General features: G+C 63.1%; 24 protein-coding genes and 1 tRNA gene. 13 read left to right on the forward strand and 12 right to left on the reverse strand.

Features of this window, described 5'->3' with window-relative positions; translation table 11 throughout:
• Window positions 1-43: 43 nt before the first annotated feature.
• A complete protein-coding gene (locus tag KKO72_RS14605) occupies window positions 44-682 on the forward strand; it encodes a nitroreductase family protein (RefSeq protein ID WP_214939875.1) in 639 nt (212 codons plus the stop codon).
• A gap of 77 nt (window positions 683-759) precedes the next feature.
• Window positions 760-2,022 (forward strand): sodium:proton antiporter, encoded by a 1,263-nt coding sequence (locus tag KKO72_RS14610; protein ID WP_214939878.1) that lies wholly within the window; start codon window positions 760-762, stop codon window positions 2,020-2,022.
• A 59-nt stretch (window positions 2,023-2,081) separates the two neighbouring features.
• On the opposite strand, the gene KKO72_RS14615 is transcribed toward KKO72_RS14610, so the two are convergent.
• The 4 genes from KKO72_RS14615 to KKO72_RS14630 form a co-directional block, all read right to left on the reverse strand.
• On the reverse strand, window positions 2,082-3,443 hold the full coding sequence (locus tag KKO72_RS14615; protein ID WP_214939881.1) for a DUF4129 domain-containing protein: 1,362 nt from the start codon (window positions 3,441-3,443) through the stop codon (window positions 2,082-2,084).
• Entirely contained in the window at window positions 3,440-4,606 is a 1,167-nt protein-coding gene (locus KKO72_RS14620) for a DUF58 domain-containing protein (protein ID WP_214939884.1), read from the reverse strand. Before KKO72_RS14620 ends, KKO72_RS14615 begins: the two co-directional genes overlap by 4 nt.
• Before the next feature lie 9 nt (window positions 4,607-4,615).
• Entirely contained in the window at window positions 4,616-5,578 is a 963-nt protein-coding gene (locus KKO72_RS14625; protein ID WP_214939887.1) for a MoxR family ATPase, read from the reverse strand.
• A 124-nt stretch (window positions 5,579-5,702) separates the two neighbouring features.
• Window positions 5,703-6,170, reverse strand: coding sequence for an Lrp/AsnC family transcriptional regulator (locus tag KKO72_RS14630; RefSeq protein ID WP_251140674.1), 468 nt, complete (start codon window positions 6,168-6,170; stop codon window positions 5,703-5,705).
• A gap of 70 nt (window positions 6,171-6,240) precedes the next feature.
• Between KKO72_RS14630 and KKO72_RS14635 the strand changes: the two genes are divergently transcribed.
• Window positions 6,241-7,218, forward strand: a complete 978-nt coding sequence (locus KKO72_RS14635) for an EamA family transporter (protein WP_214939890.1) — start codon at window positions 6,241-6,243, stop codon at window positions 7,216-7,218.
• An 86-nt stretch (window positions 7,219-7,304) separates the two neighbouring features.
• On the opposite strand, the gene KKO72_RS14640 is transcribed toward KKO72_RS14635, so the two are convergent.
• Genes KKO72_RS14640 through KKO72_RS14665 form a run of 6 tightly spaced genes read right to left on the reverse strand, consistent with a single transcriptional unit; the run spans window position 7,305 to window position 11,774 of the window.
• On the reverse strand, window positions 7,305-7,958 hold the full coding sequence (locus KKO72_RS14640) for a 3'-5' exonuclease (protein WP_214939893.1): 654 nt from the start codon (window positions 7,956-7,958) through the stop codon (window positions 7,305-7,307).
• The gene (locus tag KKO72_RS14645) at window positions 7,955-8,401 is read right to left on the reverse strand and encodes a CoA-binding protein (RefSeq protein ID WP_214939896.1); all 447 of its coding nucleotides are present in this window, start codon (window positions 8,399-8,401) and stop codon (window positions 7,955-7,957) included. The genes KKO72_RS14640 and KKO72_RS14645 overlap by 4 nt, the downstream gene beginning before the upstream one ends.
• On the reverse strand, window positions 8,398-9,312 hold the full coding sequence (locus KKO72_RS14650; RefSeq protein ID WP_214939899.1) for a TatD family hydrolase: 915 nt from the start codon (window positions 9,310-9,312) through the stop codon (window positions 8,398-8,400). Before KKO72_RS14650 ends, KKO72_RS14645 begins: the two co-directional genes overlap by 4 nt.
• The gene (locus tag KKO72_RS14655) at window positions 9,312-9,695 is read right to left on the reverse strand and encodes a bacteriohemerythrin (protein WP_078366036.1); all 384 of its coding nucleotides are present in this window, start codon (window positions 9,693-9,695) and stop codon (window positions 9,312-9,314) included. The genes KKO72_RS14650 and KKO72_RS14655 overlap by 1 nt, the downstream gene beginning before the upstream one ends.
• 32 nt (window positions 9,696-9,727) lie before the next feature.
• The gene (gene lolD / locus KKO72_RS14660; RefSeq protein WP_214939902.1) at window positions 9,728-10,525 is read right to left on the reverse strand and encodes a lipoprotein-releasing ABC transporter ATP-binding protein LolD; all 798 of its coding nucleotides are present in this window, start codon (window positions 10,523-10,525) and stop codon (window positions 9,728-9,730) included.
• Complete coding sequence (locus KKO72_RS14665; protein WP_214939904.1) at window positions 10,518-11,774, reverse strand: lipoprotein-releasing ABC transporter permease subunit; 1,257 nt, start codon at window positions 11,772-11,774, stop codon at window positions 10,518-10,520. Before KKO72_RS14665 ends, lolD begins: the two co-directional genes overlap by 8 nt.
• 66 nt (window positions 11,775-11,840) lie before the next feature.
• Between KKO72_RS14665 and KKO72_RS14670 the strand changes: the two genes are divergently transcribed.
• The 10 genes from KKO72_RS14670 to KKO72_RS14715 all read left to right on the forward strand — a co-directional run bounded on the left by KKO72_RS14670 (window position 11,841) and on the right by KKO72_RS14715 (window position 20,472).
• Window positions 11,841-12,788, forward strand: coding sequence for a phosphoglycerate mutase (locus KKO72_RS14670; RefSeq protein WP_251140675.1), 948 nt, complete (start codon window positions 11,841-11,843; stop codon window positions 12,786-12,788).
• Entirely contained in the window at window positions 12,785-14,509 is a 1,725-nt protein-coding gene (gene recJ / locus KKO72_RS14675) for a single-stranded-DNA-specific exonuclease RecJ (protein ID WP_214939910.1), read from the forward strand. The genes KKO72_RS14670 and recJ overlap by 4 nt, the downstream gene beginning before the upstream one ends.
• 105 nt (window positions 14,510-14,614) lie before the next feature.
• On the forward strand, window positions 14,615-15,496 hold the full coding sequence (locus tag KKO72_RS14680) for a 3',5'-nucleoside bisphosphate phosphatase (RefSeq protein ID WP_214939912.1): 882 nt from the start codon (window positions 14,615-14,617) through the stop codon (window positions 15,494-15,496).
• The gene (locus KKO72_RS14685) at window positions 15,493-16,377 is read left to right on the forward strand and encodes a DMT family transporter (RefSeq protein WP_214939915.1); all 885 of its coding nucleotides are present in this window, start codon (window positions 15,493-15,495) and stop codon (window positions 16,375-16,377) included. The genes KKO72_RS14680 and KKO72_RS14685 overlap by 4 nt, the downstream gene beginning before the upstream one ends.
• A 4-nt stretch (window positions 16,378-16,381) precedes the next feature.
• Entirely contained in the window at window positions 16,382-17,005 is a 624-nt protein-coding gene (locus tag KKO72_RS14690; RefSeq protein ID WP_078366042.1) for an L-threonylcarbamoyladenylate synthase, read from the forward strand.
• A 19-nt stretch (window positions 17,006-17,024) separates the two neighbouring features.
• Window positions 17,025-17,693 carry a site-2 protease family protein gene (locus KKO72_RS14695; RefSeq protein WP_214939917.1) on the forward strand — a complete coding sequence of 223 codons (669 nt, stop codon included), beginning with the start codon at window positions 17,025-17,027 and terminating at the stop codon, window positions 17,691-17,693.
• Window positions 17,694-17,734: 41 nt separating this feature from the next.
• Window positions 17,735-19,045, forward strand: coding sequence for a tryptophan--tRNA ligase (locus KKO72_RS14700; RefSeq protein ID WP_214939920.1), 1,311 nt, complete (start codon window positions 17,735-17,737; stop codon window positions 19,043-19,045).
• Window positions 19,046-19,069: 24 nt separating this feature from the next.
• Window positions 19,070-19,157: transfer RNA gene (locus KKO72_RS14705), tRNA-Ser, on the forward strand.
• A gap of 170 nt (window positions 19,158-19,327) precedes the next feature.
• Complete coding sequence (locus KKO72_RS14710; protein ID WP_214939923.1) at window positions 19,328-19,747, forward strand: hypothetical protein; 420 nt, start codon at window positions 19,328-19,330, stop codon at window positions 19,745-19,747.
• Window positions 19,748-19,836: 89 nt separating this feature from the next.
• Window positions 19,837-20,472 carry a flavin reductase family protein gene (locus KKO72_RS14715; protein ID WP_214939926.1) on the forward strand — a complete coding sequence of 212 codons (636 nt, stop codon included), beginning with the start codon at window positions 19,837-19,839 and terminating at the stop codon, window positions 20,470-20,472.
• Here KKO72_RS14715 and KKO72_RS14720 read toward each other — a convergent pair.
• Window positions 20,467-21,123, reverse strand: a complete 657-nt coding sequence (locus KKO72_RS14720; protein WP_214939929.1) for an ABC transporter ATP-binding protein — start codon at window positions 21,121-21,123, stop codon at window positions 20,467-20,469. The genes KKO72_RS14715 and KKO72_RS14720 overlap by 6 nt on opposite strands.
• Window positions 21,116-22,765, reverse strand: a complete 1,650-nt coding sequence (locus KKO72_RS14725; RefSeq protein ID WP_214939933.1) for an iron ABC transporter permease — start codon at window positions 22,763-22,765, stop codon at window positions 21,116-21,118. The genes KKO72_RS14720 and KKO72_RS14725 overlap by 8 nt, the downstream gene beginning before the upstream one ends.
• Window positions 22,766-22,789: the final 24 nt, after the last annotated feature.

The following is a 22,789-nucleotide window of genomic DNA, read 5'->3' on the forward strand; positions in this document are numbered from 1 at the left end:
CGCTCCGTGCGGCGTCGTTGTTTACCCCTGATGAAAGCCCCCCATGTCTGAACTGCTCGACAAGCTCGAATGGCGCTACGCCGCCAAAAAAATGAACCCGGCCAAGGCCGTGCCCCAGGACAAGGTTGACCGCATTGTGGAAGCCGCCCGCCTGGCCCCCACCTCCAGCGGCCTGCAGCCGTTTGAGCTGATTGTGGTCACCAGCCAATCGGTGCGAGAGCAGATCAAACCGATTGCCTGGAACCAGGGCCAGATCACCGACGGCTCGCACCTGCTGGTGTTTGCCGCCTGGGACAACTACACGCCTGAGCGCATCAACGCCATGTTTGACCTGACCAACGCCCAGCGTGGTGGCACCAACCCCGGCTGGGAAGCCTACCGCCAGAAGCTGCTGGCGGCCTACCCGCCACGTGACGCGCAGGTCAACTTTGAACACGCCGCGCGCCAGGCCTACATTGCCTTGGGTGCGGCCCTGATTGCCGCCGCCTTTGAAGAGGTGGACGCCACCCCGATGGAAGGCTTCGACCCGGACGCGCTGGACAAGATCCTGGATTTGAGGGCCCGTGGCCTGCGCAGTGTCGCCATCGTGCCGCTGGGTTACCGCCAGGCCGACCAGGACTGGCTGGTGAACCTGAAAAAGGTGCGCCGACCACGTGAACAGTTTGTCACCGACGTCAAATAAGCCAATTTCATGGACCGCCGGGGTGGATCAGGCCCCGGGGGTGACTACACTGATGCCCATGTACTTGGGCTCATGTGATGGCTAGTCAGCACTGGTTTGTGTTGATCGGGGCCTTGCTCCTGGTACGGGGTTTGACCGCCACGCTGCTGCAGCGCTCGCCGGTGACCTCGTCCATTCTGTATCTGGTCTTTGGTTTGCTGGTGGGGCCGAGTGCGCTCCACCTGTTCCACTTCAATCCCCTCCAAGAATCAGCCTTGCTCGAGACCTTGACCGAGGTCGCGGTGCTGATTTCGCTGTTCTCGGCTGGTGTCAAGATGCCGGTGCCCTTCAACCTGCCACGCTGGCGCACACCGATCCTGTTGGCCACGGTGTCCATGGGCATCACCGTGGGTCTGGTGGCGGCCTTTTGTTATTACCTGCTGGATTTGCCACTGGGCGCAGGCGTCTTGCTGGGCGCCATCGTGGCGCCAACCGACCCGGTGCTGGCCACCGATGTGCAGGTGCGCCACCCAGGTGACCGCGACCTGCTGCGTTTCACCCTGACCAGCGAGGCCGGCATGAACGACGGCAGCGCTTTCCCGTTTGTGATGCTGGGTCTGGGCCTGCTCGGCTTACACGACCTGGGCGGCGACTATGGCACGCGATGGTGGCTGGTGGAGGTGCTCTGGGCCACGTTGAGCGCGGTGGCCATTGGTGTGGCCGCCGGTGTGGCGCTGGCCCGCCTGGGCTGGAAATTACGCCGTGCACCACACCAGCACCAGCTGATGGACGATTTTCTGGGTCTGGGGCTGATTGGTGTGGTCTACGGCCTGTGTGTGATGGTCGATGCCTGGGGCTTTCTGGCGGTGTTTTTTGCCGCAGTGGCACTGCGCCAGACCGAGCAAAAGCTGGCAAACACCACACCCGCCGCCCACAACGCCGAGCCACTGCCCACCGTGAGTGAAGGCTCGCTGGTGTTCAAGGAACATCTGGAGCGCCTGTCCGAGATGCTGCTGGTGATCCTGGTCGGTGGCACGCTGTACCTCAACTCCTGGACCTGGGCGGCGGTGGGCCTCTCGCTGTTCCTGTTTCTGGTGGCGCGCCCGCTCAGTGTGTTCGTTGGCTTGGCAGGCAGTGGCACACCGTGGCGCATTCAGGGCCTGGCGGCCTGGTTTGGGGTGCGTGGGGTCGGCTCCTTGTATTACCTGATGTATGCCATCCAGCACGGTCTACCTGAAGAGTTGGCCCTGCAAATGATCCAGCTCACCCTGATTGTGGTGACGATGTCAATTCTGGTGCACGGCATCAGCGTCAAGCCGCTACTGGGCCTGTTCTGGCGCCGTGGCAAACCCGAAAGCTAGTTATTTTGATAGCACCTAACCCTTTTATCAAAAGGGCCAGAGGCCAATTTCGTTCATTTTTACCGAGCCAGTTCGGGCACCGCCCCGGTGAGGATGTCACACACCCCCTGCACGGTTTCGCGCAAGGCCAGTGCCCGCTGCGGGGTGGCGGGCAGCCCGCCAAAACGCACTTCGCCGTAGTTGTCGGCAGCGGCCCCCAGCCAGCGCCGTGCCAGCGGTGGCAAACCGGGCGCGGTCAGCCAATGCTCACGCACCGACTGGCCCGGCTGCCTGGGGTGGCCATGGGCCTGCAGACACCAGCGCAAGGCCCGTGCCGACAGCCACATCGACGCCAACGGGTACAGGTGCGCCAGCAACCAGGCGCAGCCCAGTGTTAGCACCAAACCAACACGCCAGCGCCATCGCCACAGCAGCCAGCTGATCAACAAGGCGGCCAGCAGCCAAGCCAGCATCTGCCACAGGTTGATGCTGAACAAGGGCACCCACTCAAGCTGCATCGTGAACGAGCCGTTCAGTCCCTCACGCAGGGACTGCGCCGCATCCAGCAGCTTCTGCATCAGGCCGCGCTGCCAGTCCGGGATAAAACCGTCCGACAAGGCGCGGCGCATGTCCTGCAATAGGGCATCCCAGGGGCTGCCCGTCTCGCCCAAAGCCCCGCCTGAAACACCACCCTGCCCTGGCCCCTGACCACCGCTGCCACCCTGGCCTAGGTTGGATAAGCCATCCCCGGGACCCGCCGGTTGCGTGAACCGGCCAGGGGTGTCGGTGCCCGGTGGCAAAAAGCCAAAACTCAGCACCGTGGGCCGGGGCGCAAAGAAAAACAGCCCGATCACCAGCAGCAGCGCCACCACCATAAAAACCAGCGTCATCCCCCCCTTGACCCAGCGCGACAGCCGAACACCCGCCGCGTGCTCCCAAGCCAGCGCCAGGCCACCCAACACCCAGGCGGGCCCCAGGTAAAACCACAGCGTCCAGTCCGCATTGCCATGGGTGCCAACCAGGAAGCTGACCACAAAAATGACCATCAACGTCAGGTAAAAATCACGCCGGGTACGCAGCAACACCGCCCGCGCCCCCATGACGATCATCAGTGTCAGACCGGTCCAGCGCAGCAGGTTGAACATCAGAAAACCCGGAAACAGCGCCAGCACACCACCCACCCCACCCATCACCAGCCACAAGCTGCGCCCGGCCCCTGGCGGACGCAAAGCGTTGAGGGTGCCCGCCCCAAAACCCAGCAGCGCCCAGACCAGCCACAACGTGCCTTCGAGCGCAAAGTAGCCATAACGCCGGTCCAGGTACGAAAAACCCAGCCCCACAAACACATAACTCAAGCCCGTCAGCGCCACCACCGTGCGGCTGTTGAGCCGGGGCTCGGCCTCGGGCAACACCACACGGCCTCGGGTTGGAGGGCGGCTCATGGCAGCTCCAGCAAAGTGGCAAAACCGGCTTGGGTCAACGTGTGAGCCAGCTGGCGGGCCTGCTGCAGCTCCTGCGCTGGCGACCGGCGTCCGACCGCGATACAGGCCAGCACCCGGCAAGCCTGGTTGGCCAACACGGCCAACGCAGCCAGCAGTTCCGGCGCGGCCTGGCTGCCACTCACCACCACAGCCACCTGTTCTCCGGGTGCAGTGTCCTGCGCCGCCCGCGCCACGGCCTGGCTCAGGCTGGTGTCTGTGGGCAAGGCCTCGGCCAAGGCCCGACGCAGGCGCAGGCCGTCACGCAGCGGTGTTGGCTGGGTGTCGAGGTACAAGAACAGCTGTGCACCGTTGTTCAACGCGGCCTCACCCACCCCGGCCGCCAGGCGCATGCTTTGTTCACCGGCGCTATCAGGTTCACCCAGCGCCGGGGCGCGCGGCGCCTGGACCAGCAGCCGCAGCCGGATCGAGCCGCTTTGCTGAAAGTGCTGAATCACCAGCTCACCCACCCGGGCCGAGGCACGCCAGCTCACCCGGCCCACCGACTCACCCTGCTGGTAGGGGCGAAGCATTCCCAGCTCAAACGACTGGCCCATACGCCGGGCGCTCAATTCACCCTGCGGGTCTTCGGTGACGTCCCAGGGCAACGGCCAGTGCACCGGTTGTGATTGGGGCAACACATATTGCGTAATCTCGGGCCGCTGCAAGCCGTGCTGGGCGCGCACCAAGCCCAGCGGAAAACCACTGGACAGCCGCACGGCGTTCAACTGGTACAAGCCACGGCAGGGAAAAGACAGCAGACCTCCCAGGTCCGGCAGATGCCCGGAGCGCAGCACTGGCACCGTCTGGCTCAACACCAGACGTTGTGAGGCCCAGATCCACTCTGTCTCCACCATCACCATAAACGCGGGCCAGGGTGTGCTGCGCGCCAGCACCAGGTCCAGCGGGCAAACCTCGCCCTCGGTGACCTCGGTGTTGGCCTTGGCGGACAGGTGCACCGTGGTGCCACGCAGCGACAACCAGGGCAAACCAAAACCCAGCACCGTCACCACCACCAGAAACAGGAACATGGCGTAGACCATCGGGTCGTGGCGGTTGATGGCGGCCATCAGCAGCACCGCACACAGCGCCAGCAACACGCGCGACTTGCTGAGCCAGCTTTCCATGGCGCGGGCCTACTGCGGGGTGCGTTGGGACAACAAGATATCCTGGATCACAGCCTCTGCCGACTTCGGGGTGCTGCCCTGGTTTTGCAAGATGATGCGGTGCGCCAGCACCGGCACCGCCACCTCACGCACCACCGCCGGATCAACATACGAACGCCCACGCAGGCAACTCAGCGCGCGCGCCATCCGTGCCATCCCCAGCGTGCCACGTGGGCTGGCGCCAAAACGGATGGCCGGGTGGCTGCGGGTGGCGGCCACGATGGCCGTCATAAAACGGGCGATCTCGGGGGTGACGGTGACATCGTGCGCACAAGCCACCAGCCGGGCAAAGTCCCCCACAGCACACACCGGCTGCAAACGTGTGATCGGGTGTGAAAACTGTTGGCTGGTGATCAGCCCGGCCTCGGTCTCGGCATCGGGATAACCGAGTGAGAGGCGGATCAGAAAACGGTCCAGCTGCGCCTCGGGCAGCGGGTAGGTGCCCGCCATGTCGATCGGGTTCTGGGTGGCCAACACCGTGAACGGCGCTGGCAGCGCCACCGTCTGGCCGTCCAGCGTGATCTGGCCCTCTTCCATACATTCCAGCAGCGCCGACTGGGCGCGTGGGTTGGCGCGGTTGATTTCATCGGCCAGCACGATGTTGGCAAACACCGGCCCCGGGCGCAGCACAAAACTGCCATCCTTGGGGTTGTAGACCGGGCCACCCACAATGTCCGAGGGCATCAAGTCGGCCGTGAACTGGATGCGTTTGAACGACAGCCCGACCGACACCGCCAGCGCCCGCGCCAACATGGTTTTGCCCAGGCCAGGCACGTCTTCGATCAGCACATGACCACCGGCCATAACAGCGGCCAGGGCCTGCTCCACCTGCAGGTGTTTGCCCTGCAAGACTTGCTCAACGTTGTGAACGATGGTGTGTGACAGGTTCGCGGCGTCTTTGGCCGACCAGACCGGCGCTTGTGATGTGCTCAATTGGCATCCTCCCATTTTTGGGAGAAATTCTAATGGCAGCCACAGAGCAGCCGGGGCGTGGCAAAGCCAAGCGCTCAGGCCTGTCCTGATGCGCCAGACTCAGGCCGATGAACATCTGCCGCGCTTAAATCAGCGGTCGCAGCGGCTGGTCTTCAAACTCGGTGTTCAGCACCACGGTGCTGGTGGTGCGGGCGACCCCGGGGATGGCCTTGATCTGGTAGAGCACGGCTTCCAGCTCGCGGGCCTGATTGGTGCGGATTTTGGCCAAAAAGTCATACTCACCGGCCACGCTGTGCAACTCTTGCACCGCCGCGATCTCGCGCAGACGCGGGGCCACTTCGCGGCAATGGACACCCCCGTCGTTGCGAATGGCCACAAAGGCGGTAAAACTCAAACCCACACTCTCTGGGTCCACACTGATGGAGAAGCGTCGGATCACGCCTCGCTCCAGCATCTTCTTCACGCGCTCGTGTACCGCTGCGGTGGACAAACCAACATCGGCCCCCACGTCAGCGTAAGAACGTCGGCCATCCTCCCCGAGGGCCGTAATAATTCCTGCATCAATCGCATCGATCTGAATATTTGTTGGCATAGCAGTTGTTTTTGTGTAATATCTACAAAATTATTTCAGTTACCGAAAATTTTACGGCCCTATCAACGATATGCCTACCAATTTACATACATCCTTGCGTCAACCGCCTTTTTGGGCTCTGCTGACGGCCTTGTTGCTGGTTTACATCGTTTGGGGCACCACCTACTTTGCCACGGCCATCGCGTTGAAAAGCATGCCCGCCATCTGGATGAATGGGGCCCGTTTTGTGTTGGCTGGGGTGGTGATGCTGGCCTGGGGGCTGTGGCACGGTGAAAAGCTGCCCACCGCCCGGCAGTGGCGCAATGCGGCGCTGGTCGGTGGGCTGATGGTGTTTGGTGCGATGAACCTGGTGGTGTTTGCCCAAAAACACGGCATCGGCTCAGGGCTGATGGCCACCGTGATCACCACCATGCCGATGTGGCTGGCCTTGTGGACCCGTTGGGGTGGCGAAAAAGTCCCGTACACCAGCTGGATCGGGCTGGCGCTGGGTGTGGCAGGCGCAGCCCTGTTGTCTCTCGAAGGCGACTTTTCTGCCAACTGGTTGGGTGCGCTGGCCGCTTTTGCGGCACCCCTGTGCTGGAGCATGGGCTCCTACGCCTCGCGTCGGCTGGATTTGCCCAGCCCCGCCATGGCCGCCTCGTCGGAATGGCTGGCGGGTGGCGCCATGGGCTTGCTACTGTCCAGATGGCTGGAGCCACAAGACAGCTTGGCCAACGTCACAAGTACCGGCTGGTTGGCCTGGGCCTATTTGCTGGTGTTTGGCACTCTGATTGCGCTCAACGCTTATCTGTGGTTATTGAAAAACACCAGCGCCGCAGTGGCTGGCAGTTACTCGTTTGTGAACCCGGCGGTGGCGCTGTTGGTGGGTGCGGGCATTGGGCACGAGGTGTTGACCGGCTGGGTGTTTGCCGCCCTGCCCTTGATTGCCGCTGCGCTGACCATGATCCTGTATGGCCCCACGCTGGTGGCCGCGTTGACAGAGAAGAAGCTGGGGCGATGGTCTGCCAACACCCCAACAGCCAAGAAATGCTACCAACAAAATAGCTGACAGCCCTTTCACTCAAGGCTACAGGCCAAAAACACGATCAATCGAGAGTGCCAGAGCAGAGACGTCTGGCTTGCGTGCTCAGCCGGTCACGACAAAGCCAGCGCCTCATACACCCGGATCGCCGCATAAGCGTCGTTGGCGGCATAGACCAGCTGGGCTTCGCTCAGGCGCGGGTTGGCCCAGTTGCTGGTGGCGGCTTTTTTGGACTTGATGAAGCGCTGCTTGAACAGCACCGCCACCGCGCCTTTGACACCCATGTCCTTGCGGTAACCGCGCTCCAGGAACACGCTGTTGAGTTCCAGCACACCCATGGGTTGCACACCGAGCTTGGCGATGATGCGTTTACGGTCATCCCCCAGGCCAAAACCAGCCTTGACGAAACCAGGCAGCGCCAACAACTCGGCTGCAACAGCGCGGCAGGCCGGATCATGTAACTGGAACACCCAGGCGCGCTCGCAGGTGGAGAGCTGCAGGATGTGGGGCCCGTCTGACATTTCACCCACGCGAAAAGTCGGCTTGGACTCGGTATCGAACCCCCAGGCCGGGGCCTTGGCCAGTGCGGCAGCGGCGGCACGCGCTTGCTCACCGGTGGTCACCAGCGTGATCCGGTCCAGACCCAGCCGCTCAAACTCGGGCAGCAGCGCAATGGCCTCTTTGTCCGGTGTGGCCAGGCGGGTGCGCGGTTTGGGCAGTGGCTGCTGTGGGCCGCGTGGGGCCGCATTGTCAGGGGGTGAACTCATCGGGACAGCGATCGCGCGTGATCCACCTTCAGGCAGCGGTTTTGCACCGCCACCAAACCGGCAGCACGCGCGCGGGCCAAAGCCTCGTTGTGGGAAATACCCAGTTGCAGCCAGATGGCACCCAGGCCCAGCGTGATGGCTTCGTCCACCACCGGCGGCACGTCCTCGCTGTTGCGAAACACGTTGACCAGGTCAAGCGCTTCATGCGCCGCAGCGTCGGTCAAGGTCGCGTAAACCTTTTCACCTAGGATCGTCTGCCCGCTGGCAGCCGCCACCGGGTTGACCGGCACGATGGACCAGCCATGGGCCTGCATGTACTGTGCCACGCCATAACTCTCACGGTGCACTTTGGGAGACAGCCCCACCACAGCCACGGTGCGGCAGTGCGTCAAGATGTGGTCAACAGCCTGCTGCTCGTTCAGTTCAGACGGTGGGGTACTCATGATGATGTGGTCTCGGTCGGGTGCCGGGCCGCGTCCAGCGCACGGTCTGCCGACAGCAGCGCGGCCAGGCGCGGGAAAGCCTCCATTGCATTCTGGGTGGTGGCTGCTGCCAGGGCCTTCACGCTGATGCCACGCAAGGCGGCCAGTTCAGCGCCGATGCGCGGCAACTCGGCTGGGGAGTTGATGCCCTGGGGTTCACCTGCCGCACGCTGCTCGGCGGATTTGTAAAGCCAGCGCGGTGGCATGTCGGGGGCGTCAGTCTCCAGCACGATGGCCGTCAGCGGCAAATCGACCGCCAGGCTGCGCAGCTGTTTAGCCCGCTCATAGGTCACCGCGCCGCCAAAACCCACTCGCAAACCGAGCTGGATCAAGGCCTGGGCCTGCTGCAAGCTGCCGTTGAATGCATGCACCACACCGCGCCAGCGGCCACCCGGGCCGGCCACCTCACGCATCATTTTCAGAATCGGGTCCACCGCGCGGCGTGAATGCACCACCACCGGCAAATCGTACTTGCGCGCCAGCTTGAGCTGGGCCCGAAAGAAGTCCTGCTGGCGCTCGCGCATCGGGCTTTTGCACAACTCGGGCACAAAGAAGTCCAGCCCGATCTCGCCAATGGCCATCAGGCGCGGGTCCTCATGTTGCTGCTGCAAGGTGCTGGTTAAGCGTTCCAGCGCGTCCTCTGCGGCATAAGGCACGTTCATCGGCGTGATGCCCAGGCAGTAGCTGTCCAGGTGGCGGTAGGCCAGCGTGCGCACCGCCTCGAAGTTGTTGACGCAGATCGAGGGCAGCACACAGTGCGCTACACCATGTGTAGCAGCAAGCTCCCGTTGTTGCTGGGCTCCAGCCCCAAACTCACGTGCATCCAGGTGGCAATGGGTGTCGATCCAGCGCATGGTGGGATGGGCTGGCATCAGGCCCAGGCAGCCAGGTAATGGGCCAGTTCGGCGTCCTGGTTGACCACGTGGCGGTGTGCCCAGTCGGTGGTCACCCCCACAATGGCTTTTTTGTTCATGTGGCCCTTGCCCACGTCCATGCTGCGGTCACGCAGGCGGGCCAGCAGATTCTGGTGGTCCTGGGCATGGGCCTGCGCGCCAGGGAAGTTGACCTGGGCCATCAGCGCCTCTTCCAGTTCAAACTGGGTTTGCATGTGTTTGAACAGGCTCACGATCATGGGCCGCAGGGTCATCCAGTCGTCCGAACTGGCGATCTGGCTGGACAGCTCAAACAGCGCCTTTTGCGAGGCGTCAATATCGGCGTTACCGATCTTGTATTTCTCTTGCCATTCCATGTTCATACCTGCTGCTCCAACTGTAAAGAAGTCCACCGTCACACACCGGCAGGCGCCAGCTCAGCCTCGGCCAGACGACCCTGCACCAGGGTCAGTTGGCGGCTACAGCGTGCGGCCAAAGCCACATCATGGGTGACCACCACAAAGGCCGTGCCCTGGGTGCGCGCCAGCTCCAGCATCAGGTCAAACACACCATGCGCGGTGTTGCGGTCCAGGTTGCCGGTCGGCTCGTCTGCCAGCACACAGGCGGGCTGGGTCACCAGGGCGCGGGCGATGGCCACCCGTTGACGCTCCCCCCCAGACAACTCGCTGGGCCGATGCGCCAGCCGGTCGCTCAAGCCCACATCGGCCAGCATTTTCGCGGCAATCTGCGCAGCCTGCGCCCGGTCTGAGCGCCGAATCCACAAAGGCATGGCGACATTGTCCTGGGCACTGAACTCGGCCAGCAGGTGGTGGAATTGGTAGACAAAACCCAGATGCTGGTTGCGCAAACGGCCCTGCTGCGCCGCATTTTGCTGCGCCAGGTCTTGCCCGAGCAGCGCCACCGAGCCGCTGCTGGGCGCATCCAAGCCGCCCAACAGGTGCAACAAAGTGCTTTTGCCCGAGCCAGAGGCGCCCACAATCGCCAGCGTTTCACCGGCCGACACATCCAGGTCGACACCTTGCAACACCGTCACATCGAGCCGTCCTTCGGTAAACCGTTTGGTCAGGCCACGGGCACTGAGCACAAGTTTTGAAGGGGCAGTTGTTTCGCCGCCGGGCCGCCCCAAGGCGAAACGCGCCCCCTCGGGGGGCAGGGAGGACACGTCAGTGCCGAGCGTGGGGGTTCTATTCATAACGCAGCGCCTCGGCGGGGTTCACTCGGCTGGCGCGCCAGCTTGGGTAGAGTGTGGCGGCAAAGGCCAGCACCAAAGAGATCAAGGCAATCGGCAGGATGTCACCCTGCTGCGGCTCGCTCGGCATGCGGCTGATCAAATACACATCGCGCGGCAAAAAGGTGGTGTGTAACAGCTGCTCAATCGCGGGCACGATCACATCGATGTTGAACGCGACCGCCAGGCCCAGCGCCAGGCCACCCAGGGTGCCAATCACCCCCACCATCGCGCCCTGCACCACAAAAATGCCCATGATGCTGGCCGGACTCGCACCCAGCGTGCGCAGGATGGCGATGTCGGCACGTTTGTCGGTGACTGTCATTACCAGGGTGCTGACCAGATTGAAGGCCGCCACGGCTACGATCAGCGTGAGGATGATGAACATCATGCGTTTCTCCAGCTGCACCGCGGCAAACCAGGTGCGGTTCTGGCGCGTCCAGTCGCGGATCAGCAGGTTGTCGGTCATCGTGCCGGCCAGTTCGGCGGCCACGGTGCGGGCCTGGTGCAGGTCTTTCAGGCGCACGCGCACGCCGGTCGGGCCTTCCAGACGAAAGACGCGCTGGGCGTCTTCGATGTGCATCAGCGCCAGCGTCGAGTCATATTCATAGTGGCCCGAGTCAAAGGTGCCCACCACCGTCATCTGTTTCAGGCGCGGCACCACACCGGCCGGTGTGACTTGGCCGCTGGGCGACACCAGCGTGACCTTGTCACCGGGCTGCACACCGAGCGAGCGGGCCAGTTCACCACCGAGCACCAGGCCAAACTCACCCGGCACCAGGCGCGCCAGGGCGGCGTCTTTCAAATCCACCGCGAGGTCGGTGACATCGGGTTCGCGGGCCGGGTCAATGCCGCGCACCAAGGTACCTTTCATGTCCTCACCCCTTGCCAGCAAAGCCTGGGTAGCTATAAAAGGTGCAGCACCAATGACTTGCGGATTGGCCCGGACCTCGGCCAGGGTGCGCGCCACATCGGGCAGGGCTTCACCGTTCGGCGCAAAAATTTCGATGTGAGACACCACCGCCAGCATGCGGTCGCGCACTTCTTTCTGGAAGCCATTCATCACGCTCAGCACAATGATCAGCGCCGCCACACCGAGCGCAATGCCCAACATGGACACACCGGAGATGAAGGAAATGAACCCGTTGCGCCGGGTGGCGCGGCCAGCGCGGGTGTAGCGCCAGCCCAGGGTAAGTTCAAAAGGAATAGGCATCAGGTCAGGGCAGTTGCGGCGGGGTGCCGCCAAGTCAGGGCGCGATTATCCGGGACAATGCGCGCCATGCACCTGATCATTCCTTTTGCCGCCAGTGCTTCGCAGGGTTTTGCGGACGCCCTGGCCAAGTTGCAGCTGCCGATGTTGCAGAAACTGCTGGCCCGCCTGAGCCCCCTGCCTGCCGACATCGGCGAGGAACGCAGCCTGTCCCCGCCCCACGAACGCGCCCTGGCAGCGGCCCTGGGCCTGCCAGTGGTTGACGGCAAGATCCCCCTGGCAGCCTTACACGCCCAGCAGACCTGCCACAGCGCGGCACCCCACAGCGCCTGGGCGTTTATCAGCCTGTGCCACTGGCAGGTCAACACCGGTCATGTGGCGATGAGCCCGTTGCCACCCCCTGCGCTGTCGCCCACGCAGTCGGACGCGCTGCTGGCCGCCATGCAGCCGTATTTTGAAGAAGATGGCATCCGGCTGTACGCCGACCAGCCCGGGCGCTGGCTGGCGCAGGGCGAGGTGTTTGCCGAACTGGCCACCGCCTCACCCGACCGTGTGGTGGGCCGCAATCTGGCCGACTGGATGAACAACACCCCCCAGGCCGCCACCCTGCGCCGTTTGCAAAACGAGATGCAGATGCTGCTCTACACCCACCCGGTCAACGACGCACGCGACACCATGAACCTGCCCACGGTGAACTCGTTCTGGATCCACGGCAGCGGCGCTTTGCCGGTGGGATATCAGCCACCTGCGGCCAGTGAGCGCCCGGTATTGATCCCGAACCTGCGTGAACCGGCCCTGGCGGACAACTGGTCTGACTGGCTACAAGCTTGGCAGGCGCTGGACGCGGGCGAGATCCAGGCGCTGTTGCAGGCCACGGCCACGCGCCAGCCAGTGCGCCTAACCCTGTGTGGTGAACGCAGCAGCCGCAGCTGGCACATCCAGCCGCAGCCGGTGTGGCACAAGCTCAAAAGCTTTTTAGGCCCCAAGCCCTTATCAGAGCTCATTGGTACGCTATGAAAATCACAGTCAGGGATGCACCACCGCGCCAGATCTGGGCGCTGGAAAAGGCGGGCATCCACCCGCTGCTGGCACAGTTGTATGCGGCAAGGGGTGTGCTGGACCCGTCCGAACTGGACGCCGCCTTGACCTACCTGCTACCCCCCACCACGATGCAAGGCACAGCCGATGCCGCGCGCCTGCTGGCCGACGCCATGGCACAGGACAAAAAACTCTGCATCGTGGCCGACTACGACTGCGACGGCGCCACCGCCTGCGCGGTTGCCATCCGTGGCCTGCGCCTGCTGGGCGCCCAACATGTGGACTACATCGTGCCCGACCGGGTGCAGGACGGCTATGGCCTGACCCCACCGATCTCACAACGGGTCAAGGCCAGCGGCGCCGATGTGCTGATCACGGTCGACAACGGTATTGCCAGTTTTGACGGCGTCGCCACCGCACGCGCCCTGGGCCTGCAGGTGTTGGTGACCGACCACCACCTGTGCGCCAGTGTGGACGGCCAGATCACCCTGCCCGACGCCGATGTGATCGTCAACCCGAACCAGCCCGGCTGCGGCTTCGAGAGCAAGTCCATCGCCGGGGTCGGTGTGATGTTTTATGTGCTGCTGGCTTTGCGCGCCGAGCTGCGCACACGCGGGCTGTTGGAAGGCACCGGCCCGCGCCTGGACACCCTGCTGCCACTGGTGGCGCTGGGCACGGTGGCCGACGTGGTGAAACTCGACGCCAACAACCGCCGCCTCGTGGCTCAAGGCTTAAAACGGGTGCGAGCCCTTGCCATGCCTGCCGGACTTGCTTCACTTTTTACAGCAGCCTCACGTGACGCGGCAGCCGCCACCACCTTTGATTTCGGCTTCGCCCTGGGTCCACGCATCAACGCCGCCGGGCGCCTGTCGGACATGACGCTGGGCATTGAATGCCTGCTGACCGACGACGCCAACCGCGCGCTGGAACTGGCCAAGACCCTGGACAACATCAACCGCGAACGCCGCGAGATCGAGGGCAACATGCGCGAACAGGCGCTGCTGGTGGCCGAGTCGCTGTTTGAAGAAGCCGCCGAGGCGCCACCCGCCATCTGCGTGTTTGACCCCGACTTTCACGAAGGTGTGGTCGGCATCGTGGCCTCACGCCTCAAAGACAAGTTGCACCGCCCGGCTTTTGTGTTTGCGCCCAGCGGCGCCACCGGTCACGGCCATGAACTCAAAGGCTCGGGCCGCTCGATCCCGGGCTTTCACCTGCGCGACGCACTCGATCTGGTGGCCAAACGCCACCCCGGTGTGTTGCTGCGTTTTGGTGGCCACGCGATGGCGGCGGGCTGCACCATCGCCGAGGAACATTTCGAAGTGTTCGAGCAAGGCTTGGCCCAGGTGGCACAAGAGTGGCTCTCTGCCGCCACCCTGATGCGCCGCATCGACACAGACGGCCCGCTCAAACCCGAGTACCGCCGCGTGGACCTGGTCGATGCACTGCACCACGAGGTCTGGGGCCAGGGTTTTGCCGCACCCACCTTCAGCGAAGAGGTTGAGGTGGTGTCGCAACGCCTGGTGGCCGAGAAACACCTGTCGCTCAAGCTCAAACACCGTGGCGATCCGGTCGACGGCATCTGGTTTGGCCACACCGAACCGCTGCCAGCCCGCGTCAAGCTGGCGTTCCGGCTCGATGCCGACAGCTGGCGCGGTGAACGCAAGGTGCGTTTTCTGGTGGAGGCGGCTGAGTTGCTCTGAGACCTTTGGCTTGATGCGCTGATGACAAGCCGCCGCCCGAACACTACAGTAGGGCTGATTTATGGATGGCCGCTCGACGGGGTGATAGCTGCCTAAAATGAGCCGATGAGCCCCACCCTGAACGCTGACCTGCATTGCCATTCGGTGATCTCCGACGGTACCCTGACCCCCGAGGAACTGGCCCAGCGTGCCAAGGACAAAGGGGTTGAACTGTGGGCGCTGACCGACCACGACGAGATTGGCGGCGTGGCCCGGGCCGCCGCCGCCGCCGCCGCGCTGGGGCTGAACTACCTGACCGGTGTGGAAATCTCGGTGAGTTTTTTGAACCAGACGGTGCACATTGTGGGGCTGGGTTTTGATGCCAACAACACCGCCTTGCGCGAGGGCCTGGCGCAAACCCGTGGTGGGCGTGGCCAACGCGCGCACGCCATGGCCGACGACCTGGCCCGTGTGGGCATCCACGGCAGCTTTGAAGGGGCCCTGAAATACGCGGGCAACCACGACCTGATTTCACGCACCCACTTTGCCCGTTTTCTGGTGGAGACCGGTGTCTGCAAGGACACCTACGAGGTGTTTCGCAAGTATCTGACCGAAGGCAAGCCCGGTTATGTGGCACATCGCTGGGCCACCCTCCGAGAGGCGGTGACCTGGATTCGGGACGCCGGCGGGTTGGCGGTGATCGCCCACCCGGCGCGTTACAAGTTCAGCGCGAACGAAGAGTTTGCGTTGTTCACTGAGTTCAAGGGTTTGGGTGGCCAGGGGGTTGAGGTGGTCACTGGCAGCCATTCCGCCGCCGACAGCGTGACCTACACCGATGTGGCGCTGGAGTTTGACCTGGCAGCCTCACGCGGCAGCGATTTTCACAGCCCGACTGAGAGCCGCACCGACCTGGGTGAGCTGCCCGCCCTGCCCGAACAACTCACCCCGATCTGGACGCTGTTGCAGCACCAGATTCAAAAAGCCCCGCAGGGACTCATGCCTACATGAGCTTTTGGCGCAGCCGCCAGGGTGGCGGGATTTTGTTGATCATGGTCTCTACGCTGACGTTTGCGCTGGGCGACTCGGCCACACGCCACGTGACCCAGGTCGCACCGGTGCTGATGTTGCTGTGGTTCCGTTATGCGTTCCAGACCGTCACCACCCTGCTGATGCGTTTTCCGGTGCAAAAAACCAGCCTGTTTATCACCCCCAACCCGAAGTTCCAGGCGTTGCGCGGCGGATTGTTGCTGACCACCAGTTTCTGCTCGTTTTATGGCTTGCAACACCTGCCGGTGGGAGAGTTCACCGCCATCGTGATGCTGTCACCGATGGTGGCCACCGCGATGGCAGCCATTGTGCTGAAAAACCATGTGGCGCATGTGCGCTGGCTGCTGATGGCGGTGGGTCTGGTGGGGGTGCTGCTGGTGGTACGACCGGGTGGCCAGGTGTTTGGCTGGGCCCTGCTGTTCCCGCTGGTGCTGGTGGTGACCTATGCCTGGTTTCAGGTGCTCACCAGTCGCCTCAGTGGTGACGAAAACCCGTACACCACCCATTTTTACACCGGCTTGGTCGGTGCGGTGGTGATGTCCCCGGTGCTGCTGTGGAGCTGGGACACCCAGGCGCTGCTGGATCACTGGCCCTGGTATCTGGTGCTGGGTGCGACGGCCACTGCGGGCCACCTGATGCTGATCCGCGCCTTCAACCGCGCCAACGCGGTGGTGCTGTCACCCTACCTCTACACCCAGATTGCCTTCGCCATGCTGGCTGGCTGGGTGTTTTTCAACCACATGCCCGATAGCCTGGCCTGGCTGGGCATTGCGGTGATTGCTGCCAGTGGCGTCGGCAATGCCATGCTGTCCGTGCGTGAGGCCACTCAGCAGCGACAATAGGGCCATGCCACAGCTTTTTGAACTCCATCCCGACAACCCGCAACCCCGTTTGCTCAAACAAGCCACGGCCCTGCTGGACAAAGGCGAGGTGCTCGCGGTGCCCACCGACTCCAGCTACGCATTGGTCTGCCATCTGGACGACAAGGCCGCTGCCGACAAGTTACGCCGCATCCGGGGGGTGGACGACAAACATCACCTGACCCTGCTGTGTCGCGACCTGTCCGAACTGGCCACCTACGCCCAGGTAGACAACACCCAATACCGCCTGCTCAAGGCCGCCACACCGGGCGCCTACACCTTCATCCTGCAGGCCACCAAAGAGGTGCCCCGCCGTCTGAGCCACCCGGCACGCAAGACGATTGGTCTGCGGGTGCCCGACCACAAAGTGCTGCAAGAGCTGCTAGCCCTTCATAACACGCCGCTTCTAGCTACTACATTAATAGCTCCCGGCGAGACCGAACCGCTCAACGATGCCACCGAGATCCGCGAGCGTTACCACGGCCGCATTGCCGCCATCATCGACTCGGGCGCCTGCCCGCGTGAACCCACCACCGTGGTGGACCTGAGCGGCGCCGAGCCGGTGGTCATCCGCGAAGGCCGGGGCCCGCTGGCGCTGCTGGGGCTCTAGACCCACCCAACACCCTCTCATGGACTTTGCGAATCTGATCCAAACCGTGGCGATCTACGCCATCCCGGTACTGCTGTCGATCACCCTGCACGAGGCCGCCCACGGTTACGCCGCGCGCCACTTTGGTGACAACACCGCCTACCTAGCCGGGCGCATCACGCTCAACCCCTTCAAACACATTGATCCAGTCGGCACCATCCTGATGCCGCTGATGCTGTACTTCGCCACATCCGGGGCTTTTTTGTTTGGCTACGCCAAGCCGGTGCCGGTGCGGTTTGGCAACCTGCGTCACCCCAAACAGGACATGGTCTGGGTGGCGTTGGCCGGGCCGGGCGCCAACTTTGTCCAGGCGCTGGCCTGGGGCGCGGTGTTTTACCTATTGCAGGCAGCTGGTGTCAGCGAGCCGTTTTTCATCGAGATGGCACAAGGTGGCATCCTGGTCAACATCGTGATGTTTGCGTTCAACCTGTTTCCGCTGCCACCACTGGACGGTGGCCGTATCCTGGTTGGGCTGCTGCCGTATCGGCAGGCGGTGCTGGTGTCGCGGGTGGAGCCTTTTGGCTTTTTCATCGTCATGGCGCTGGTGCTGGCCGGTGTGGTCGGCAGCCTGTGGCTGCGCCCGCTGATGGGCATCACTTTTAAACTGATCAACTTGCTGCTGACACCGCTGGCCATGCTGGTGGGCTGATCGTCCTTTTCTTTTTTTATTGTTGTGACTGACGTTTTTTCATGAGTATTGAGCGCTTTCTGACCGGCATCACCCCGTCCGGCACCCCGCATCTGGGCAATTACGTGGGTTCCATCCGTCCGTCGGTTGCCGCCAGCCTGCGCACCAACGTGCAGAGTTTTTATTTTCTGGCCGACTACCACGCGCTGATCAAGGTCGAAGACCCGGCACGTATCCAGCGCTCCACGCTGGAAATTGCCGCGAGCTGGCTGGCCTGCGGGCTGGACCCCCACAAGGTGGTGTTTTACCGCCAGTCGGATGTGCCCGAGATCCCGGAGCTGACCTGGTTCCTGAGCTGTGTGCTGGGCAAAGGTGTGCTCAACCGCGCCCACGCCTACAAGGCGGCTGTCGACAAAAACACCGCCGCCGCGCTGGACCCGGATGCCGACGTGAGTGTGGGCCTGTTCATGTACCCGGTGCTGATGGGCGCCGACATCCTGATGTTCAACGCCCACCAGGTGCCAGTCGGGCGCGACCAGGTGCAGCACATTGAGATGGCGCGCGACATGGCCGCCAGCTTCAACCACCGCTACGGGCCGCACTTCATCGCACCCGAGGCCGCCATTGAAGAGAACGTCGCTACCCTGCCCGGCCTGGATGGCCGCAAAATGAGCAAGAGTTACGACAACACCATCCCGCTGTTTTCCTCACGTGAACAGCTGCAAAAACTCATCAGCAGCATCGTCACCGACAGCAAGGCCCCTGGCGAACCCAAAACAGTGGAAGGCTCGGCCATGTTCCAGATTTACCAGGCGTTTGCCAGCTCATCCGAGACCGACAAGCTGCGCCAGGCCTACGCCAACGGCATCGCCTGGGGTGATGCCAAACAGCTGGTGTTTGAGCGCATTGACCAGGAACTGGCACCGCTGCGGGCCAAGTACCAGGCGCTGATCAACGACCCAGGCCAAATTGAAGCCATTTTCAAAATCGGCGCCGACAAAGCCCGCGCCATCGCCACCCCGTTCATGGCGCAACTGCGCCATGCGGTCGGCCTGCGCGACCTGCGTGCCCAAGACACTGCCAGCACCAAAGCCACCAAACAGGCGCTGCCGGTGTTCAAGCAGTACCGCGAGGCCGATGGCCAGTTCTACTTCAAGTTGCAAAGTGCAGACGGCAAGCTGCTGTTGCAAAGCAACGCCTTTACCTCACCCAAGGTGGCGGGGCAAGCCATTGCCAGCCTGCAAACCCAGGGCGCCAGCGCACTGGCCGAGCTGGCTGGCCTGGTGACGCTGGTGGAAACATCCACAGAAGCAGAACTGGATGAAGCCTTGTTGGCGCTGCGCGAAGCCAAAGCCGAGTCAAAAGCCAAGTAGCCGCTGCTACAATCTGCGGTTCGCGGAGAGATGGCAGAGTGGCCGAATGTACCTGACTCGAAATCAGGCGTACCGCAAGGTACCGTGGGTTCGAATCCCACTCTCTCCGCCATGACTTGAAACCCTTGTGAATCACGGATTCACAAGGGTTTTTTTATTGCCTGTGGATACCGCGTGATGGGCTACAGTCAGCGCTAGGGTCATGAAGCTGCACGGCTGCTGGCGAAGAAGTTTGGCAGTTTTTTCACAGCCTGTCTGTCTGGTCAACCAGGAGTCCATCGCATGAGCACAAGCACCCGCACCAAATCTGCACCCAAGACGGCGCCCGCCAAAACGGCTGTGGCTTCACCTGCCTGGCACGCACCGGCCAAGGACAGTGAACCCTCACTGCGTTTTTTTCATTCCAAGGCCTTGCGCACGCAAACCCATAAGGTGCTGACCGCCATTGAAACCGCGCCGGATGCCCCGGGCCATGCTGAGGCACTGGCCGATGTGGTCAACGACCTGATTGATGCTGGCATGGACTATTACTTTTTGCGGGCGCTCAAACAAGCCGAAGTGGGTTTTGTGGCGGAGCAATCTGCCCGACTCGGCCTGTCCGGCGCGGTGCGTGTGCTCAGTTCGGTGAGCCGCAAGTTCATTGTGCGCATGGCGCCGCAACAACTCCTGGTGGTGGCAAGCCATATCCGCACCCTGGCCTGAGTCCGGACGCGACGCCGCTGGCGTGAAGCCAGAAGGGGCAGATGTGCCGGAACCAGCACAATACCTTGCCCTCTGCCACACAAAACGCCATGACCGAAGTCGACTTTTCCCAAATCACCGCCTACCAGCGCTACAAACTGATGGCAAGCCTGATCGTGCCCCGCCCCATTGCTCTGGTGACCACCCTGGGGCCCCACGGCGTGGTGAATGCGGCCCCTTTTTCAATGTTCAACATGGTGGGGGAAGATCCACCCATTGTCATGCTGAGCATCAATCGGCTGCAGGATGCCCATTTGAAAGACACCGCCGCCAACATTCTGGCCCAGGGCGAATTTGTGGTTCACATGACCGATGAGGCCATGGTCCAGCAGATGCACGGCTGCGGAGAGTCTTTTCCATCCGACATCAGTGAGCTCGACCAGGTCGGCCTCACCGCCACACCCTCCCACTGTGTGGCACCGCCCAGAATTGTGCAGGCGCCGGTGGCGTTTGAATGTGTGTTGCACGACAAGATGGAAACGCCCAGCCGCATCGTGTTCATTGGTGAGATCAAGTGGCTCAGTGTGCGTGACGGGCTGGTTGACACCACGGCCTGGCGTGTGAATCTGCAAAACTACCACCCGGTTGGGCGCTTTGGCGCCAGCTTTTATGTCACATCACGCGACCGGTTTGCCGTCGGCGACGCCAGCCCGTCGACACGAACCACCCCCATCGACGAGTTATAGGTCGGGCGCCAGCGCAGTCACCAGTCGCCCCTGCACCAGACACACCGAACGGTCGGCCATCTCACGCGCCTCGGCCTCGTCATGGGTCACCAGCAGGGTGGCCATGCCGGTGGCCTGAATCCGGGCACGGAACTCCTGGCGCAAGACCACCCGCAGATCGGCGTCCAGCGCTGAAAACGGCTCGTCGAGCAACAAGGCACGTGGTTCGGTGATCAGCGCCCGCGCCAGCGCCACCCGTTGCTGCTCACCACCTGAGAGGTTCCAGACACGGCGCTCGGCCAGCTCGGTCAGGCCAAACAACGCCAGCATCTGCAAGGAACGCGCCCGCGCCCCAGTTTTAGGCAGCCCTTGCTCCACCAGACCAAAGGCCACGTTGTCGAGCACATTGAGGTGTGGGAACAACGCAAAGTCCTGGAACATCAGCGCAAAACGGCGCCGCTCGGGCGCCAGCTCGGTGATGTCCTGGCCGTCCCAAATAACAGAGCCGGCATCGGGCACCTGCAGGCCCGCCACGATGTTGAGCAAGGTGCTTTTGCCACTGCCTGACGGCCCCAGCAGCGCCACAATTTCACCTGCTGCCACCTGCAAACTGAGGTCTTGCAGCAGGGGCTGATCGGCATAACGCTGATGGATGTGGCAAAGCTCAAGCATGTTGGGTGATGGGTGGATGGGAGGTCTGGCCTGACACACGGCGCGGCAGACGGGGCGCGCCGCGCTCGGGCACCGGCCATTCGATCAGCAAAAACACCAGCAGCGCCAGCGTCATCAGCACACAGGCCAGCACCATGGCGGCGTCCAGGTTGGCCTGGCCTGGGCGACCCAGGCGCTGGTAAATCAGGGTGGTGAGCGTGGCCCATTCGGGGCGTGACAAAAACAAGGTGACCGCAAACTCACCCAAAGCCGTCGCTGCGGCAAACGCCATGCCACGGCGCAGCGCAGGCCGCAGCAGCGGCAAAGTCACCCGCCAGAAACAACGCCACGGACTAGCGCCCAAGGTGCGTGCGGCCTGGCCCAGATGCACCGGCAAACTGTCCAACCCGGCCGACAGCGCCTTGGCCACAAACGGATACGCCAGCACCGCATACGCTGCCAGCAGCAGCGGCAAACTCGCGGTCCAGGACGGGTACAGCAACAACAGGCCAAACGCCACCGTCACCGGCGACACCACAAAGGGCAAAAACGCCGCCGCCCGCCAAGCCACCGAGGCCTGCGCGGCCAAGGCATGCAACACACCCAGCAGCGTGGCCATCAACAGCGCCAGTGCCGAAAACCGCAGCGTGTTCCACAAGGCAGCCAGGGTTTCTGCATCAAACAGGCCTGTAGCCCCCGTCCATAAAGCGCTGATAGCTTTGATAAATATAGCAATGATGGGCAAGGCGCAGATACCAAACAACACGGCCAGGGCCAGTACCAGCGCCAGCCACTGGGGCGCACCCTGCGGGCGCACACGCGGTATGGGCACCGAGCGCAGCGGGGCCGCCAGGCGTTTCTCCAACGCGGCGTAGGCCAGCGCCACCCCACCGGTCAGCCCCAGCGTCCACAGCGCCAGCACACTGGCCTGGCCGAGTTGTAACTCATAGGCCACCAGGGTGTAGATCTCGACCTCAACCGTGGCGTAACGCTGGCCACCCAGCACCAAGGCCAGGCCAAAACCGGAAAAACAGTACAAAAACACCAGGCACAGGCTGGACACCAGCCAGGGCGCAATGGCCGGCCACTCCACCCGCCAGAAGGCACGCCAGGGCGTGGCTCCGAGTGAACGCGCGGCAGCCACCTGGCGGGCATTGACCTGCGCCAGCGCATCCACCCCGGCGCGCACCACCAGGCACAGGTTAAAAAACAGGTTACCGTAAAGCAGCAGCCAGGGGCTGTCCTGCAGGTGGATACCCAACGCCCCACTGAGCACGCCACGCGGCCCCCACAGCGCCAGCACACCCAAGGCCGCCACCAGCGACGGCACCACAAAAGGCAGCATCAGCAGGCGCAACACCAGCACACGACCGGCAAACTCAAAGCGCGCCAGCACCCAGGCCAGCGGCAAGCCCAGCCCCAAGGCCAGCACACAGGTGATGACAGCCTGCGCCAGCGACCAGATCACCCGCCAACGCAGGTAATTGTCCTGCCAGGGTTGCCACAATGACAGCCCATCGGTGCTGGCCAGCGACCCGGCAAACCCCTCCCACGCCAAGCGGGCCACCGGGGCCAGCAACAGCAGCAACAAGGCGGCTGCGGGCAACAGCGCCAGCCAGACACCCCGCAGTGGAGTCAGACGCACAAACAAGCGGGTCAGCATCGACACCGGTCCTCAGGCAAACAC

It is taken from the genome of Rhodoferax sp. U11-2br, from assembly GCF_018619435.1.
Taxonomy (GTDB): domain Bacteria; phylum Pseudomonadota; class Gammaproteobacteria; order Burkholderiales; family Burkholderiaceae_C; genus Rhodoferax.

What these genes read in the sequence shown, in the direction of transcription:
- KKO72_RS14630 (WP_251140674.1), bottom strand. Translation starts at nt 6,170, where the DNA reads ATGCCAACAAATATTCAGATCGATGCGATTGATGCAGGAATTATTACG.
- KKO72_RS14620 (WP_214939884.1), bottom strand. Translation starts at nt 4,606, where the DNA reads ATGGAAAGCTGGCTCAGCAAGTCGCGCGTGTTGCTGGCGCTGTGTGCG.
- KKO72_RS14635 (WP_214939890.1), top strand. Translation starts at nt 6,241, where the DNA reads ATGCCTACCAATTTACATACATCCTTGCGTCAACCGCCTTTTTGGGCT.
- KKO72_RS14725 (WP_214939933.1), bottom strand. Translation starts at nt 22,765, where the DNA reads ATGCTGACCCGCTTGTTTGTGCGTCTGACTCCACTGCGGGGTGTCTGG.
- KKO72_RS14615 (WP_214939881.1), bottom strand. Translation starts at nt 3,443, where the DNA reads ATGAGCCGCCCTCCAACCCGAGGCCGTGTGGTGTTGCCCGAGGCCGAG.
- KKO72_RS14695 (WP_214939917.1), top strand. Translation starts at nt 17,025, where the DNA reads ATGGACTTTGCGAATCTGATCCAAACCGTGGCGATCTACGCCATCCCG.
- KKO72_RS14645 (WP_214939896.1), bottom strand. Translation starts at nt 8,401, where the DNA reads ATGAGTACCCCACCGTCTGAACTGAACGAGCAGCAGGCTGTTGACCAC.
- KKO72_RS14655 (WP_078366036.1), bottom strand. Translation starts at nt 9,695, where the DNA reads ATGAACATGGAATGGCAAGAGAAATACAAGATCGGTAACGCCGATATT.
- KKO72_RS14650 (WP_214939899.1), bottom strand. Translation starts at nt 9,312, where the DNA reads ATGCCAGCCCATCCCACCATGCGCTGGATCGACACCCATTGCCACCTG.
- KKO72_RS14680 (WP_214939912.1), top strand. Translation starts at nt 14,615, where the DNA reads ATGAGCCCCACCCTGAACGCTGACCTGCATTGCCATTCGGTGATCTCC.
- KKO72_RS14710 (WP_214939923.1), top strand. Translation starts at nt 19,328, where the DNA reads ATGAGCACAAGCACCCGCACCAAATCTGCACCCAAGACGGCGCCCGCC.
- KKO72_RS14605 (WP_214939875.1), top strand. Translation starts at nt 44, where the DNA reads ATGTCTGAACTGCTCGACAAGCTCGAATGGCGCTACGCCGCCAAAAAA.
- KKO72_RS14685 (WP_214939915.1), top strand. Translation starts at nt 15,493, where the DNA reads ATGAGCTTTTGGCGCAGCCGCCAGGGTGGCGGGATTTTGTTGATCATG.
- KKO72_RS14700 (WP_214939920.1), top strand. Translation starts at nt 17,735, where the DNA reads ATGAGTATTGAGCGCTTTCTGACCGGCATCACCCCGTCCGGCACCCCG.
- KKO72_RS14610 (WP_214939878.1), top strand. Translation starts at nt 760, where the DNA reads ATGGCTAGTCAGCACTGGTTTGTGTTGATCGGGGCCTTGCTCCTGGTA.
- KKO72_RS14715 (WP_214939926.1), top strand. Translation starts at nt 19,837, where the DNA reads ATGACCGAAGTCGACTTTTCCCAAATCACCGCCTACCAGCGCTACAAA.
- KKO72_RS14720 (WP_214939929.1), bottom strand. Translation starts at nt 21,123, where the DNA reads ATGCTTGAGCTTTGCCACATCCATCAGCGTTATGCCGATCAGCCCCTG.
- KKO72_RS14665 (WP_214939904.1), bottom strand. Translation starts at nt 11,774, where the DNA reads ATGCCTATTCCTTTTGAACTTACCCTGGGCTGGCGCTACACCCGCGCT.
- KKO72_RS14640 (WP_214939893.1), bottom strand. Translation starts at nt 7,958, where the DNA reads ATGAGTTCACCCCCTGACAATGCGGCCCCACGCGGCCCACAGCAGCCA.
- KKO72_RS14690 (WP_078366042.1), top strand. Translation starts at nt 16,382, where the DNA reads ATGCCACAGCTTTTTGAACTCCATCCCGACAACCCGCAACCCCGTTTG.
- KKO72_RS14670 (WP_251140675.1), top strand. Translation starts at nt 11,841, where the DNA reads ATGCACCTGATCATTCCTTTTGCCGCCAGTGCTTCGCAGGGTTTTGCG.
- recJ (WP_214939910.1), top strand. Translation starts at nt 12,785, where the DNA reads ATGAAAATCACAGTCAGGGATGCACCACCGCGCCAGATCTGGGCGCTG.
- lolD (WP_214939902.1), bottom strand. Translation starts at nt 10,525, where the DNA reads ATGAATAGAACCCCCACGCTCGGCACTGACGTGTCCTCCCTGCCCCCC.